Genomic DNA, 15,519 nt, shown 5'->3' with positions numbered 1-15,519 from the left:
GGGGGGGGGGGGGGGGGGCGGTGGCGGCAAAGTCCGTACCGATATAGACGGCTTCGCCGGGTACGTCCGGATTGGCTTCTTTGGCGCGGTCGAGATAAGTCTGCGATACGGCAACGAGTGCGTCGGCGTAGCGGTAGGCTTGGTTGGCGCGTGAAGCAAAGGGCAGCAGCTTGTGCGGGATTTTTTTCAAAAACGGTACGACCGAGGAGAAGGACTCCGGCCACACGTCCTGCACGTCGATAATCAGCTTGTAGCCCAAACGCGCTTTGTGTTTGCCCAGCAATAGGTTGGTGGCAATCAGCGGATAGGCGGAATAGACAACGTCTTGTCCGCCCGGACGGCAGTTTTCCAACCATTTTTCAAAATGTTTGACGAAGCGGAGATGGCTGGTCACGCGCTTCAAAGACACGTTTTTGCCATAGCCGCCCTCTTCCAGCAGCATCACTTTCAGACGGCCTTTCGAGGCTGCCTCGGCATCTTCGGGCCGTCTGAACGATTTGTCGTAGTGCTTGAAGTTGCTGGTAATCAGCAATACGTCGTGCGATTGCGACAACAGTTCTGCCAGATACCAAAAGCGGTTGAAATGCGGCTCGGACGGCAGCGAGCAATAAGGGGCGACGATGGTGATGTTCATATTTTCAGAGGCCTCACATTTTGTACGCAGCCATTGTGGTGCGGTAGATTTTTTCGTCGGAGCATAAGGTTTCGACGTGTTTGTGCAGGGCTTTGCCCATTTTTTCGCGCAATTCGGGCTGCTTGACGAGCGTATCGACGGCTTCGATAAACGCTTCGTCTTCGCCGAAAGGGATGCAGTAACCCCTTCCGGATCAGGACGGCACATAGGGCGGTGCTTTATGTGTCGTCCCGTGTGTTGGAACATAATGGGAAACCTTGTTTTTTCAAATAATGAAACAGTTTGTGCAAATCTTTCCGGTGGCGCAGGATACAGCCTGCCAAATATGCCGCCCATACGCCGGCAAACAGGGGGTAGTTTGCCGGTGTGCCGAAGCAGGTGTAGGCCGCCGAGGAGGCCAGGCAGAGCAATGTGTGCGTATAAAGCGGCAGGCGTTTGAGCGGCTGCCACAGGCGGCAGGAGCTTTCTGTCTTGAAAACAAAAAACAGCCAGAATGAGGCGGCACAGGCAACCGCCGCGCCGCGCGCCCCGCCGGACGGTACGGCAAGCCCCAGCAGCAGCAGGTTTGCCGCCAGCGCGCCCAAGGTGGCGAGCGCGATAGGGCGCGTTTTGCGGACGACGTTCAAACCGATGCCGCTGATTTCCGCCAGCGTGCAAAACAGCGGCGGCAGCATGCACGATACGACGATAAACCTGACGGCGGCGTAGTTTTCCGGCAGCAGGAGGGAGGCAAGGGGCGAGAAAATGCCGGTCAGGCAGACGGCGGCGGCAAGCAGGGCGGCGGCGGATTCTGCCGTTGCCGAGAGGCGGGCTGGCGGGGCGTTTGCTTCGATTGCGCGGAAAATATACGGTGTCCAGACCGTTGAAAAGATGCTTTGGAACAATAATGCCGCCCCGCCGAACGAAATACCCATCGAATAAACGCCGAGCTGTTCCAAGCCTGCATATTTTTTCAGGAACAGGCGGTCGGCGGATGCCAGCCCCCAATAGGCGATGCTGCCCAGTGCGATCGGTATGCCGTAGCGCAGCCCCCGGTGCAGGACGGCGGATGAAAACGGTGCGCGCCGGACGGCCTTCAGACGGCATCGGTTTTGAAACAGCAAAAAGGCGGCGGCGGCAAGGTTTGCCAGCGCGTAAACGGCGGTCAGGACGGCGGTGCGCGCCGGAAAGTGCAGCAGCCCGACCGTCAGCGGCAACAGCAGCAGCAGGGCGAGCTTGGACATGAGTTGCGCGGACGAAAAGGCAAGGGCGCGCCCTTCCATACGCAAAACCAGTAAGAAAAAGCGGATGGGCAGGAAGCTCAGTCCGAACAGCACCAGCCCGATGCCGGCGGCGGTATCGTCGAGCGAAAACAGGATTTCAGACGGCATGGCCGGACGGGAAAGCAGCAGGGCGGCTATCGCGGCGGAAAACAGCAGCGGCGGCAGGAACAGGGTTTTGAACAAAGTGTCTTTGTCGTCGGCGGCATAGTATTCGCGGACGTATGCCTGATCCAGCCCGAGGCACAATACCGACACCGCCAGTCCTGCCGCCGTCTGCATCAGCACGATGCGCCCGATGTCGTCGGCGGGGAAATACCACGACAGCAGCGGCAGGATGATGACGGCTAAAACCGCGCTGCCGATCGAGCCTGCCGCGTAGCCGAGGATTTCTTTTGTGTCCATTTTTGATGTCCGGACGGCGGCGGGATTCTGCCTGTGCCGTCTGAAGCCTTTCTTTATCGGAATTTGACGGCTTTCAGTCCGTCGCGGCTGCCGGTGGGGTGCGGCAGTCCGGTTTGCGCTTTTCCGGGCGGGCGGCGGTCTGAACGGGGCCGTTTTTTATCGGCGTTATTATATAGTGAAACGGCGCAAACCCTTTAAAAGGCGTTGCCGTTTTTTCGGAACACGGTTTTGATGTCGTGTCCGAGGATTTCGCTTGAAACGGGTGTCCACAAGGGCGTTGCGGAAAGGGCGGCGCGGTTTTCGGGCAGGGAAAACAGGTCTTTGCCGTTGCCGAGGATTTTGGGCGAGCGGTACAGCACGATTTCGTCCGCCAAATCTTCTGCCAAAAATGCGGATGTGAGTTCGGAACCTGCTTCGACCATGATTTCGCCGAAACCTTCGTCGGCAAGGAGGCGCATCAGGTGGTGAAGGTCGATTTTGCCGTCTGCCGTTTCAGACGGCATCAGGATGCGGATGTGTGCGTGTTCCCGATAGGGGCGGAGTTTGTCTTCATCGCGTTCCAAGGTGGCGATGTAGGTCGGAGATTGTCCGTCGGTAACCAAATGGCTGTACGGAGGCAGGCGCAGGCGGCTGTCTAACACGATGCGTGCGGGTTGGCGCAGGGTTGGGATGGCTCGGACGTTGAGCCATGGGTTATCAGCCAATACGGTACCGATGCCGGTCAGCACCGCGCAGCTTTCGGCGCGCAAAACCTGTACGTCGGCACGCGCTTCTTCGCCGGTAATCCAAAAGCTGCTGCCGTCTGAAAGCGCGGTTTTGCCGTCCAGCGAAACGGCGCATTTGAGGCGGACGAAGGGGCGGCGGCGTTCGATGCGCGATAAAAATCCCCGGTTGAGTTCGCGTGCTTTGTTTTCAAGCAGCCCGCATTCCGTCTTGATGCCAGCTACTTCGAGCAGGGCAAGCCCTTTGCCTGCAACCAGCGGGTTGGGGTCGCGCATGGCGGCAACGACGCGTGTTATGCCGGAACGGAGCAGAGCTTCGGCGCAGGGCGGGGTACGCCCGTAATGGCTGCACGGTTCGAGGGTAACAAAGGCGGTCGCGCCTTGTGCCATTTCGCCCGCCTGACGCAGGGCGTGGACTTCGGCATGGGGTTCGCCCGCTTTGACGTGGAAGCCCTGCCCGACAATTTGGCTGCCGTGTGCGATAACGCAGCCGACGCGCGGATTGGGCGAAGTGGAAAAACGCCCCAAAGCGGCAAGGTCGAGGGCTTTTTGCATCATGGATGTATCTGTGTCCGAAAACATGGGGATACCGTATCAGTATGGGTTGGGGAGAATCAGGTTTTGCCGCCTGTTTTGACGGCTTGCGCCAGCCACGAGGCGAAATGTTCCGTGCTGTCGAAGCGTTTGTGCAGGGCGGCGAAGCGGACGGCGGCTTCCGTGTTGTGCTCAAGCAGCTCTTTTAGCACCATGTCGGCCAGTTCGGTGGAGGATATGTCGCGCAAACCTGAATTGTACAGCCTGTATTCCGTCAGGCGGACAATCTCGTCGATTTGCTCTGGGCCGGTGCATTTGCGGACGGCGGCGGTCAGGTCGGCATGAAGCTTCCTTCTGTCGAAAGGATGGCGTTTTCTGTCATGACCGGTGATTGAGGGCATTTTGAATTCGACGGTTTCGAGTGTGCCGAAGCGTTTGCCGCAGCTGGGGCATTGACGGCGGCGGCGCACGGCGTTGCGTTCTTCCATCAGGCGGGAATCGGCAACGCGGGTGTCGGGGTGGGCGCAAAACGGGCATTTCATGGTGTTTCTTCCTGATGCCGTCTGAACGTCAAACCGATACGCCGGCGGCGCGGGCGATTTCCAGACCTTCTTCGGCACTCATATAGATGGGGTTTTCGGGACGGTCGTGCCGGACGATGTTGCCTTCGCGGAACATGACCAGTTCGTTCACGGCAAGTTGGGACCACGTTTCATCGCGGGTCAGCGGCAGGGTGGCGATAACGGCGACGCGGTCGTCCGGCGTGGTTACTTCGGCAAAATCGACCATTACGTCGTCGTCGAGCAGGCGCGCCTTGCCGAACGGGGCTTGGCGGACGATGTAGTGTAGCAGTGTGCTGGCGTGGGCAAACAGGGAAATGCCGTCGGACAAGACGAAGTTAAACAGCCCGAACTTGCGGATTTCGTGCGTCAGCCCCGCAATCGCGTCAAACAGCGTGTCGTCGTCGGGACGGGCGGCAAAGCGTGTGCGCAGGCGGTTGAGGATGTGGCAGAACGCGCGTTCGGAATCGGTTGTGCCGACGGGGTGGAAAAATTCGCCCTGTTCGGGGAAAAAATCGACCAAATGCCCGTTGTGGGCAAACAGCCAGTAGCCGCCCCACATTTCGCGCATAAAGGGATGGGTGTTCGCCAGCGAAGTTTGACCTTGCGAGGCTTTGCGGATGTGTGCGACGACGTTTTCCGATTTAATCTGGTAGGCGCGCACGAGGTCGGCGACGGGTGAATTGGCACTCGGCTTGTCGTCGTGGAACAGGCGCACGCCTTTGCCTTCAAAAAAGCCGATGCCGAAACCGTCGGCGTGGTGGTCGGTAATGCCGCCCCTGCAGCGGAAGCCTTCAAAGGAAAACATAATATCGGTCGGCGTATTGCAGTTCATGCCCAGCAGTTGACACATAGTTTGTCCAAATGATTCAGATGGTCGCAAGTATTCGGATTATACCCCGAACTGAAAATGCCGTCTGAAATACGGCTTGTTCCCCATTATTCCCGCGAAAACAGAAAACAAAGACGGAAACTTAATATTCCGTCATTCCCGCGCAGACGGGAATCCGACTTGTCCGGTTTCGGTTGTTTTTCGTTTCGTAACTTTTGAGCCGTCATTCCCGCGCAGGCGGGAATCTGGAATTTCAATGCCTCAAGAATTTATTGGAAAAAACCAAAACCCTTCCGCCGTCATTCCCACGAAAGTGGGAATCTAGAAATGAAAAGCAACAGGAATTTATCGGAAATGACCGAAACTGAACGGACCGGATTCCCGCTTTCGCGGGAATGACGGCGACAGGGTTGCTGTTATTCCGGATAAATCCCTGCGATATGGGATAACTGGATGCCTGCTTTTGCGGAGAATGATGATGGAAAGTCATCATTGTGCGTCAAACCCGCGCGGCAACACATCGGTATGGCTAATCAGAGATACGGTTGCAGGGTGCGGCGGAGGATGTCCGTGTCGGTAATTTCGGTGATGTTGGCTTCGCCCAGCCGGTTCAGACCGATAAAGCGCATCACGCCGCCGCTGACTTTTTTATCGTGGCTCATGTGTTCCAGCCATTTTTCAAAGGCAAACACGGGCGGTGCGGACGGCAGTCCGGCGGCTTCGAGCAGGGCGGCAAGCCGTGCGGTATCTGCGGCTGAGGTTTTGCCCAGTTGTTCGGACAAACGCGCCGCCAACACGCAGCCGGCGGCAACGGCCTCGCCGTGCAGCCATACGCCGTAACCCATCTCGGTTTCAATGGCGTGTCCGAAGGTGTGTCCGAGGTTGAGCCATGCGCGTATGCCCTGTTCGGTTTCGTCTTGGGCGACGATGTCTGCCTTCATTTGGCAGCAGCGGTACACGGCTTGGGTGAGGGGCGCGCGTTCGAGAGCCATCAGTTCGGGCATATGCTGTTCCAGCCATTCAAAAAAACCGATGTCGCCGAGCGCGCCGTATTTGATGACTTCCGCCATACCGGCGGACAATTCGCGGGCTGGCAGGGTGTGCAGCGTGTCCAAGTCGGCAAGCACCGCCTGCGGCTGGTAAAACGCGCCGATCATATTTTTGCCGAGCGGGTGGTTGATGGCGGTTTTGCCGCCGACGGAGGAATCGACCTGACTTAATAAAGTAGTGGGAATTTGAACAAATGGCGCGCCGCGTTGATAAGTAGCCGCCGCAAAACCCGTCATATCGCCGATCACGCCGCCGCCCAGTGCGATGAGCGTGGTTTTGCGTTCGGCGCGGTTTTGCATCAGCCCGTCAAAGATGAGGTTGAGCGTCTGCCAGTTTTTGTGCGCCTCGCCGTCGGGCAGGATGATGCTGAAATGGGATACGCCTGCCGCATCCAATGCCGTCTGAAGCGTGCCGAGGTAGAGCGGGGCGACGGTTTCGTTGGTGATGATGGCGGCGCGTTTGCCCAAATGCGGTTTGAGCAGGCTTCCTGCCTGCGGCAGCAGCCCGTTGCCGATAAAGATGGGGTAGCTGTGGGACGGGGTGTGTACGGTCAGTGTTTTCATGCGTCGGTTTTTATTCGGATAAAAGGTTGAGCAGGGTTTGTATGGTTTGCCGGCAGTTTCCCGATTCGACGGTGAAGTCGGCAGTTTGCCTGTAAAGCGGGTCGCGTGCGGCGTAGAGTTCGCGCAATTTCGCCAAAGGATCGGCAACTTGCAGCAAAGGGCGGCTGTTGTCGCAGCGCGTGCGTTCGAGCAGGGTTTCGGGCGGGGCGTGCAGATAAACGACCGTGCCGCTTTTGCGGATAAGGGCGCGGTTTTCTTCTTTTAACACCGCGCCGCCGCCGGTGGACAGGACGATATGGGGCAGGATAACCAGCTTTTTGAGCATGGCGGTTTCGCGCGAACGGAATCCCTGTTCGCCTTCCATTTCAAATATGGTGGGGATGGGAACGCCGGCGGCTGCGGCGATTTCGTGATCGCTGTCGTAAAAACGGTAATCCAGCCGCTGCGCCATTTGCCGGCCCAGCGTGGTTTTGCCCGCGCCCATCAGTCCGATGAGGATGAGTTTGTCGTTAAAGTTTTTCATCACGGTTCCTTAATGTTTGACACCCCGCCTTTCGGGGCGGCAGGGTTCGGGCTTGTCGGGTTACGGCAGGATTTTATACGAAATCGGCAGGGCGGCGGTACGTTTGGAAAAATAACCCGACCATCCCGAACCTTTCTGATTTTAAGGAAAAATAAAAGAAATCAGGGAGGTTTTTTATTTCAGGCTGTGTTTTGACAATCCGTTGATTTCACTTATTTGTCAGGAAAAGGCAATTATCTTTGCTTAGGTAAACAATTATCCAATTGAATATATTGAAGATAATATGTTTATTAATACTATATTCAAACACAGCCGATCAAAAAAACGGATTCCCGCAAAAACAGAAAACAAAGAACAGCAACCTAAAATCCGTCATTCCCGCCTGCGCGGGAATGACGGGGTGTTTCGGGTTGCTGTTTTTTGTAGAAATGACGAGGCTTTGGATTGCGAGGATTTATCTCTTCCTCCGTCATTCCCACAAAAGTGGGAATCCAGAAATGAAAAGTAACAGGAATTTATCGGAAATGACCGAAACTGAACGGACTGGATTTCCGCTTTCGCGGGAATGGCGGCATTTCGGGCGCGGCATAATCATAAAAAAAGGCATATGCTGTAAAACATATGCCCTTTTTTACCGATTAATAGCGCAGGCTGTTGCCGGCCGTATCCATAATTCTCGGGGTAATGAAAATCAGCAGTTCGCGGCGGTTGGTGCTTTCCCCACGTGTTTTAAAGAGGTTGCCGATAACGGGGATGTCGCCCAACAGGGGGACTTTGGTCAGCGTATTGCCGTTCTCTTCTTCATAAATACCGCCGACAATCAACGTGCCGCCGTTTTCAACCATAGCCTGCGTATTCAGGTTTTTGGTTTGGATACACTTGGTCGTCTCATCTTTCACGGTACAGTCGACGGGCGTGTCTTTATTGATTTTGACGGTCATAATGATTTGCCCGTCGGGCGTGATGTTCGGCGTAACGGTCAGCCCCAAGACGGCTTTTTTGAAGGTTGTGGTCGTGCTGCTGCTGCCGCCCGAACTTGAAGTGTCTTGGAAGGGGATTTCCGTACCGGATTCGATTTTGGCTTCTTTCCGGTTTTGGGTCAGTACGCGCGGATTGGCAAGCGTTTTGGTTTTTGAAAGCGACTCGGATGCGGACAATTCCAAATTCAACGCGCCGGAGGAAATCGCGCGCACCAGTGAAATGCTGTTTGCGGCAGCGGCAACCGGCAGGTTGATGCTGGTTTGGGCAGACCATTTGCCGTCGCCACCTTCAAAACCCGAGTTCACACCCCAGCCGAATGCGTGGTCTGCATCTTTCAGTTTTTTCTTGCCTGTCGCGCCGAACTTAACGCCCAAATCGCGCGAGAAGCCGTCTGCCGCTTCGACGATACGCGCCTCAATCATCACTTGTTGCGCGGGCACGTCCAATTCGTCAATCAGTTTGCGGAATTTTTCGATGACGCTGCGGGTGTCGGTAACAATCAGGGTGTTGGTGGCGGGATCGATCAGCACGCTGCCCCTGCCGCTGATAAGCGTGTTGCGGTTTCCGGTCGTGTCGGCATTGTCCAAACGCAGGATGCTGCGGAATTCTTCTACGTTTTTGTATTTCAACTGGAAGTTTTGGGAATACAGCGCACCCAGATCGGCAATATCTTTTTCTGCCTGCAAGAGGGCTTTGTCTTTGGCAAGCAGCTCGTCGCGGGGCGCGATGTTGACGATGTTCCCTTGCTGGCGCATATCGAGGTTGCGCGCCTGCATAACCAAATCCAAAGCCTGATCCCAAGGTACGTCTTTGAGGGAGAGGGTCATTTTGCCGTTGACGGAATCGCTGGCAACAATGTTCATCCCGGATTCTTTTGCCAAAATCTGCAGGATGGTGCGGACTTCGACATCTTGGAAGTCAAGGGAGATTTTCCGGCCTTTGAAGGTTTTGGGCGCATTGTTCACGCCGCCTGACTCGAGGTTTTGTTTTTTCGGCAGGACTTGGAAAGTAAAGTATCCGGGCGCGGCGGATTTGTTGACGAGTTCCCAGTTGCCGACTGTTGTGATAATCAGCTGGGTGTCGTTATTGAAGCGTTTCAGCGTAACCTTTTGAACCGGTGTTTTGAAGTCTGACACATCCAAACTGCGTTGGAGCGCGGTCGGCAGGGTATGGTTTTTCAGCGTAACGATGATGTGGTCGCGCTGTTGGCTGATGTCGGGCTGCCCGGCAAAGCCTAATGCCGCCAATTCGATAATGCCGGCATTTTTGCCGTCTTTGCGGAAATCGATATTGGTTTGTTTTGCCTGTACAGCTGCCGTTTGTTGTGTTGCGGGGCTGAACGGGGCGGATACGGATACTACGGACTCGGTAAACGGCGCGGCAGCCTGTTGTTTTGCCGGTGCGGCAGGCGCGGCTTTTACGGCGGGGCGGGTGGGGGCGGATGTGGTATCGTCCGATTCGTTGATGAGAATCCAAACTTCATTTCCGCGTACTTCGGTATTGTATTGGCCCGGTTTGTTCAGATTCAGAACCAGACGCGCACGGCTGCTGTTTTGTGCGGCACTGATTTTGCTCAACAGAGGGTCGGCATACTCGAGTACCTGTTGATCCATGGAAATGCCGGTTTGTTCAAAGTCCAAGGCGATGCGGGCCGGTGAGGAGGTTATGAAGCCGGTCGGGTTGACAACTTCTTTGTCAAAGCTGACTTTGACGATTTTCTGTTTGTTGGGCAGGGAGGAGACTTTGATGTCTGTAATGTTTCCTGCCGATGCCGTCTGAAAGGCGGCGGTTGCGACAAACAGGCCGGAAATGATTTTTGTCAGTTTGGTATTCATATGGATTAATCCCCTTCTTAATTTTGTTCTGCGGCGGGTGCTGCCGCTTGTTCGGTGTTTTTGTCGGAAGCGTTCAGAGGCAGTTCCGCCCTGCGGGAAACCCAGTTGCCCGTACCGTCTTCGATTAATTCGTTCAAAACGATGTTGTCGTCGGTAATGCTTTGGATTTTACCGTAATTTTGCCCCAAATAGTTGCCGATGCCGACTGTGTAGACATAACCGTCGGCTTCAACGAAGCCGGATACTTTCTGACCGGACTTCACAATGCCGACATAGCGTATGTTTTCCAAGCTGAATTTTTCCAGCGTTTCTTTAATGCGCTTGGTGTCGGGGGCGTTACCCCCTTTTTTGGCGGCTTCCATTCGGTGGAAATCGAAAGCGTTGGGTCCTGTCGTCTGAGGGGGGCTGTATACCGGAGCGACCGGCAGGGTCGGCGCTTGGAAAGGTATGATTCCTGCTTTGGCTTCCTGCTGTGTCTGAGCCATCCACCCGTTCAGGTCTTCAGCATCTTGGGAACAGGCGGATAGGGCGGCAAGGCTGATGAATAAGGCGTAATATTTCATGGTTTCCCTAACATAAGTTATTTTTGTTCGGCATTTTGTGCCGCTTCTGCAGCCTGCTGTTGTGCGGCAAGTTCTTCAATGGATTTTGCCTTATAGGTAGTGGCAATGGCACTGAGGTTCAGGATGTTGCTTTTGCCGTCCGCCCCCCCTCCGTTTTCGGAGGATTGGGTGATTTTGAGCGATTCAAGGGTGATAATCCGCGAAAGGCTGCCGACATCGCGCGTGAACTGGTTGATTTGATTGTAGTTTCCGGTAATGGAAATGGAATAGGGCAGCCTTTGTATCGGGCCGTCGTCAACAGGCGGCTGTGGTATGACGCTGTCCAAGCGCAGGCCGTTGCTTGAGCCTGCCTGATGAAGCTCTTGAACCAGATTGGGAATTTCGGAATCGGTCGGAAGCTGTTTCAGCATAATGTTGAAGGCGGATCGGATGGCGGCAAGCTCTTCTTTCAGGTTGTCCAAACTGGCCGCGTCGATACTTTTCTGTTTGTAGGTGTTTTTCAGTTCGGTTTCTTTTGCTTCATATTCCTCAAGGGATTCCATCTGGCTTTTGAACAATCCGGCATAACCGAGCCCCAGCATGGCGGCAACGACCAGCAGGGCGATAAAAAGCTTGGCAGGAAGGTTGAGCAGGTGAAGATTGTTGAGATCCAAGTTGGTTTTAGATGATTTAGAAGCCATTCAGTTTGCCTCCTGTGCATTTCCCGAAGCCGGATTCTCTTTGGATTCGGCCGCCTTTACGATAGGTTGTAATGTTGCCTGAAGGGTAAATTCTTGATACGAATTGTTTTTCTTGATGCTTAACAATTCGGGTTGCTTGAATATGCCGGTATTGGGCATCGCCCTCATCATGGCGGCAACGCGGTTGTCGCTGGATGTCCTGCCGTTGAGCCGGTAAGAGTCGGCGGTAACGGCATCCAGCGAGGTCAGGTAGGTGCTTTCGGGGACGGCCTCATTCAGGCTGTCGAGGATTTTTGCGGCTTGGAGGCGTTTGAGCTGGAGTTCCTCGATTTTGTTTTTCTTAATCAGGAAGGCATCTTTTTCCTGTTTGAGCTTTTGTATTTCCGACAGCTCGGTATCCAAGTGTGCGATGGAGGTTTCCAGCAGCGTGTTTCTTTCCGACTGGTTATTGATCATGTTGTCGATAAACAGGTAGGTTGCCGCAACGGCGGCAACGCCCGTCAGCACGGCACCGTACATCAGCATTTTAAACTGCTGCTGTTTGCGCTTGTCCATCTCTTCCCTGTAGGGGAGGAGGTTGATTTTGATTAAATTGTTCATAATTATAATCCCCGTACCGCCAAACCGAACGCCCTGGTCAGTGTCGGCGCATCAAGTTCGAATTGTTGTTCGTCTGTTTTGAGGTTGTCCGCAAAATAACGCGCGGGATGGACGCATTGTACATCCGCATTGGTTTGAGAGGCGACGGTTTGGGCGATGCCTTCCTGGCGCACCGCCTCCCCCGTCAGCAGGATATGCTTGATGTCGGTCATATCGTCTGCGGTCTGCGTGGTGTAATAAAACTGTAAAACCCTTTGTATTTCTTGGGTAATCTGCTGGTTGAAATGGTCTGCCACTCTTTCTTGGTAATCGGAAGGTTTTTGCGGGGAGTTGATGATTTCTTCCGCTTTTTCTTCTGTCACCTGATAGGTGCGCTGGATGAGTTGGTTGAGCTGTTCTTCGCTGACGGAGGTTTCCTGTTTGTATAGGATTTTTCCGTCTTGGATGACCAAGGCGTAGGTTTGTGCGGCATATACGCCGAAAATGGCGACTTTTTCGGCTGCAAGTTCGGGGGCGAAATGGTTTATCCACAGCGCGTAGGCGTTGTATTGCCCGAAAATGTCCACATCAAGCGCGGATAATTTCATACCGGCGGCGTTGAATGCGTCAATCAGGGGTTCGATTTCATCCTTTCTCGATGCGACGGCCAAAACAGCTTCGCCGGCGGCCGATTGGGACAAGACCTGATAGTCGTAATTGGCTTCTTCGAGCGATATCGAGCTGACTTCGGAGATGGAGGACTCCACGAACCCCTGCAGATCCAATTCCGCATCTTTGGCGGTGTAGGTCAATTGTTCGATGGTTGTCAGATTTTGTGGGACGGATGCGATGATGTTTTTGCATGAAGCACCCAGTTCGGCATAGGCTTGTTGCAAATATGTAACAAGTTGATCGTAATTTTGAACTTTGTTGCCTTGGACAATATTTTTCGGCAGTTTGACAATAATGTATTTTTCCAATTGGATTTGGTTTAAACTACGTCCTGACAATTGGACCATTTTGATGGAATGTTGGTCGATGTCGACGCCGATTGCCGTGCGGTTATTGAGCCCTGAGGATTTCTTTTGGGGCTTGGCATCTGTTTTTTTAGGGTTTTTCAAGCTGTTAAACAAGCGCATGATGAAGTTCCTACTTTATTTGTACAGTGAGTAACCGTTTCGGTATCCGTAATGGATTTCTTGTTTTTTACACGTTGAAACTGTGCTTTGTAGAAATCGGCTGCTATTTTACTTTATTTAATACCGATAATGGTAAATTATCATTCAGCTATGATTAAAAAGATTATAACTACCTGTTTTGGTTTGGTTTTGGGATTATGTGTATTTGGAGTGGGGCTGGTTGCCATTGCTATTTTGGTAACGTATCCGAAACTGCCGTCTTTGGATTCTTTGCAGCATTACCAGCCTAAAATGCCGTTGACTATTTATTCGGCGGATGGAGAAGTCATCGGTATGTATGGGGAGCAGCGGCGCGAATTTACAAAAATCGGCGATTTCCCCGAGGTGTTGCGGAATGCGGTTATCGCCGCCGAGGACAAACGCTTTTACCGGCATTGGGGGGTGGATGTTTGGGGTGTTGCCCGCGCTGCCGTCGGCAATGTCGTGTCCGGCAGCGTGCAGTCGGGTGCGAGTACGATTACACAGCAGGTGGCGAAAAATTTTTATTTGAGCAGTGAAAAAACGTTCACACGCAAATTCAATGAGGCGTTGCTTGCCTATAAGATCGAGCAGTCTTTAAGCAAAGACAAAATCCTCGAGTTGTATTTCAATCAGATTTACCTCGGTCAGCGCGCCTATGGTTTTGCATCTGCCGCGCAAATCTATTTCAATAAGAATGTCCAAGATTTGACTTTGGCGGAAGCCGCCATGCTTGCGGGACTGCCCAAGGCTCCGTCCGCCTATAATCCGATTGTTAATCCGGAACGTGCCAAGTTGCGCCAGAAGTATATTTTGAACAATATGCTCGAGGAGAAGATGATTACCGTGCAACAGCGCGATCAGGCGTTAAATGAGGAGCTGCATTACGAGCGGTTTGTTCAGAAAATCGATCAGAGTGCTTTATATGTGGCGGAAATGGTGCGTCAGGAACTGTATGAGAAATATGGTGAAGATGCCTATACGCAGGGTTTTAAGGTTTATACCACGGTCCGCACCGATCATCAGAAGGTGGCAACTGAGGCATTGCGCAAGGCTCTACGGAATTTCGATCGCGGCAGCAGCTACCGCGGTGCGGAAAACTATATCGATTTGAGTAAGAGTGAAGATGTCGAGGAGACTGTCAGCCAGTATCTGTCGGGACTCTATACCGTCGATAAAATGATTCCCGCCGTTGTGTTGGATGTTACTAAAAAGAAAAATGTCGTCATACAGCTTCCCGGCGGCAGGCGGGTTACGCTTGACAGGCGTGCCTTGGGTTTTGCGGCCCGCGCGGTCGATAATGAGAAAATGGGTGAGGACCGTATCCGCAGGGGCGCGGTCATCCGTGTCAAAAACAATGGCGGGCGTTGGGCGGTGGTTCAAGAGCCGCTCCTGCAAGGTGCTTTGGTTTCGCTGGATGCGAAAACCGGGGCGGTGCGCGCGCTGGTCGGCGGTTATGATTTTCACAGCAAAACATTCAACCGTGCCGTTCAGGCAATGCGGCAGCCGGGTTCGACCTTTAAGCCGTTTGTCTATTCGGCGGCATTATCTAAGGGTATGACCGCGTCCACAATGGTTAACGATGCGCCGATTTCCCTGCCGGGGAAAGGGCCGAACGGTTCGGTTTGGACACCTAAAAATTCAGACGGCAGATATTCGGGATATATCACTTTAAGGCAGGCTCTGACAGCTTCCAAGAATATGGTTTCCATCCGTATTTTGATGTCTATCGGTGTCGGTTACGCGCAACAGTATATCCGGCGTTTCGGCTTCAGACCGTCCGAGCTGCCTGTCAGCCTGTCTATGGCTTTAGGTACGGGCGAGACGACGCCGTTGAGGATAGCGGAGGCATATAGCGTATTTGCGAACGGCGGATATAGGGTTTCTTCGCACGTGATCGATAAGATTTATGACAGAGACGGCAGGTTGCGTGCCCAAATGCAACCTTTGGTGGCCGGGCAAAATGCGCCTCAGGCAATCGATCCGCGCAATGCCTATATTATGTATAAGATTATGCAGGATGTGATCCGTGTCGGTACGGCAAGGGGGGCAGCTGCGTTGGGAAGAACGGATATTGCCGGTAAAACGGGTACGACCAATGACAATAAGGATGCGTGGTTTGTCGGGTTTAATCCCGATGTGGTTACTGCCGTATATATCGGCTTCGACAAACCTAAGAGTATGGGGCGTGCCGGCTACGGCGGTACGATTGCAGTGCCGGTTTGGGTGGACTATATGCGTTTTGCGTTGAAAGGAAAGCAGGGCAAAGGGATGAAAATGCCTGAAGGTGTGGTCAGCAGCAATGGCGAATACTATATGAAAGAACGTATGGTAACCGATCCAGGCTTGATGCTGGACAACAGCGGTATTGCGCCGCAACCTTCCCGACGGGCAAAAGAAGATGATGAAGCGGCAGTAGAAAAAGAACAGCAGGGAAGGTCTGACGAAACGCGTCAGGACGTACAGGAAACGCCGGTGCTTCCGAGCAATACGGATTCCAAACAGCAGCAGTTGGATTCTCTGTTTTAAAGACTCCGCAAAATGCCGTCTGAAAAGTCTTTCAGACGGCATTTTAGATTTGGCAGTGGCAATTTTTTAAATGTTTGCGGTCGGTCAAGTGGGGGAAATACGGTTTCCGTATA

13 protein-coding genes are annotated in these 15,519 nt (G+C 53.6%); 1 reads left to right on the top strand and 12 read right to left on the bottom strand.

Features of this window, described 5'->3' with window-relative positions; translation table 11 throughout:
• The 12 genes from Q9J32_RS04890 to pilM form a co-directional block, all read right to left on the bottom strand.
• Positions 1 to 634 (bottom strand): glycosyltransferase family protein (locus Q9J32_RS04890; protein WP_369415174.1); only part of this gene is annotated, 634 nt, incomplete at its 3' end.
• A 218-nt stretch (positions 635 to 852) separates the two neighbouring features.
• Positions 853 to 2,298 carry a lipopolysaccharide biosynthesis protein gene (locus Q9J32_RS04885; protein WP_301884159.1) on the bottom strand — a complete coding sequence of 482 codons (1,446 nt, stop codon included), beginning with the start codon at positions 2,296 to 2,298 and terminating at the stop codon, positions 853 to 855.
• Positions 2,299 to 2,492: 194 nt separating this feature from the next.
• Positions 2,493 to 3,602: a bifunctional diaminohydroxyphosphoribosylaminopyrimidine deaminase/5-amino-6-(5-phosphoribosylamino)uracil reductase RibD gene (ribD, locus tag Q9J32_RS04880; RefSeq protein WP_301884157.1), complete on the bottom strand. Its 1,110-nt coding sequence runs from the start codon at positions 3,600 to 3,602 to the stop codon at positions 2,493 to 2,495.
• A gap of 32 nt (positions 3,603 to 3,634) precedes the next feature.
• Positions 3,635 to 4,096 (bottom strand): transcriptional regulator NrdR, encoded by a 462-nt coding sequence (locus tag Q9J32_RS04875; RefSeq protein WP_301884155.1) that lies wholly within the window; start codon positions 4,094 to 4,096, stop codon positions 3,635 to 3,637.
• 28 nt (positions 4,097 to 4,124) lie between these two features.
• The gene (locus Q9J32_RS04870; protein ID WP_301884153.1) at positions 4,125 to 4,967 is read right to left on the bottom strand and encodes a class II glutamine amidotransferase; all 843 of its coding nucleotides are present in this window, start codon (positions 4,965 to 4,967) and stop codon (positions 4,125 to 4,127) included.
• A gap of 512 nt (positions 4,968 to 5,479) precedes the next feature.
• Entirely contained in the window at positions 5,480 to 6,559 is a 1,080-nt protein-coding gene (aroB, locus tag Q9J32_RS04865; protein WP_301884151.1) for a 3-dehydroquinate synthase, read from the bottom strand.
• Positions 6,560 to 6,569: 10 nt separating this feature from the next.
• Complete coding sequence (locus tag Q9J32_RS04860) at positions 6,570 to 7,082, bottom strand: shikimate kinase (RefSeq protein WP_301884148.1); 513 nt, start codon at positions 7,080 to 7,082, stop codon at positions 6,570 to 6,572.
• A gap of 638 nt (positions 7,083 to 7,720) precedes the next feature.
• Complete coding sequence (locus Q9J32_RS04855; protein WP_301884146.1) at positions 7,721 to 9,898, bottom strand: type IV pilus secretin PilQ; 2,178 nt, start codon at positions 9,896 to 9,898, stop codon at positions 7,721 to 7,723.
• A gap of 17 nt (positions 9,899 to 9,915) precedes the next feature.
• Positions 9,916 to 10,461 carry a pilus assembly protein PilP gene (locus Q9J32_RS04850; RefSeq protein ID WP_301884143.1) on the bottom strand — a complete coding sequence of 182 codons (546 nt, stop codon included), beginning with the start codon at positions 10,459 to 10,461 and terminating at the stop codon, positions 9,916 to 9,918.
• A 17-nt stretch (positions 10,462 to 10,478) separates the two neighbouring features.
• Positions 10,479 to 11,141, bottom strand: a complete 663-nt coding sequence (locus tag Q9J32_RS04845; RefSeq protein WP_301884141.1) for a type IV pilus inner membrane component PilO — start codon at positions 11,139 to 11,141, stop codon at positions 10,479 to 10,481.
• Positions 11,142 to 11,741 (bottom strand): PilN domain-containing protein, encoded by a 600-nt coding sequence (locus tag Q9J32_RS04840; protein WP_107819766.1) that lies wholly within the window; start codon positions 11,739 to 11,741, stop codon positions 11,142 to 11,144. It abuts the gene before it with no gap.
• A gap of 2 nt (positions 11,742 to 11,743) precedes the next feature.
• Positions 11,744 to 12,859 carry a type IV pilus biogenesis protein PilM gene (pilM, locus tag Q9J32_RS04835; protein ID WP_301884138.1) on the bottom strand — a complete coding sequence of 372 codons (1,116 nt, stop codon included), beginning with the start codon at positions 12,857 to 12,859 and terminating at the stop codon, positions 11,744 to 11,746.
• 150 nt (positions 12,860 to 13,009) lie between these two features.
• Here pilM and Q9J32_RS04830 point away from each other — a divergent pair, with 150 nt between their 5' ends.
• Entirely contained in the window at positions 13,010 to 15,406 is a 2,397-nt protein-coding gene (locus tag Q9J32_RS04830; protein ID WP_118792053.1) for a penicillin-binding protein 1A, read from the top strand.
• The last annotated feature ends 113 nt before the right edge of the window (positions 15,407 to 15,519 follow it).

Source organism: Neisseria uirgultaei, from assembly GCF_962719845.1.
Lineage (GTDB): Bacteria > Pseudomonadota > Gammaproteobacteria > Burkholderiales > Neisseriaceae > Neisseria > Neisseria bergeri.
This window is presented reverse-complemented; position numbering and strand designations above follow the sequence as displayed.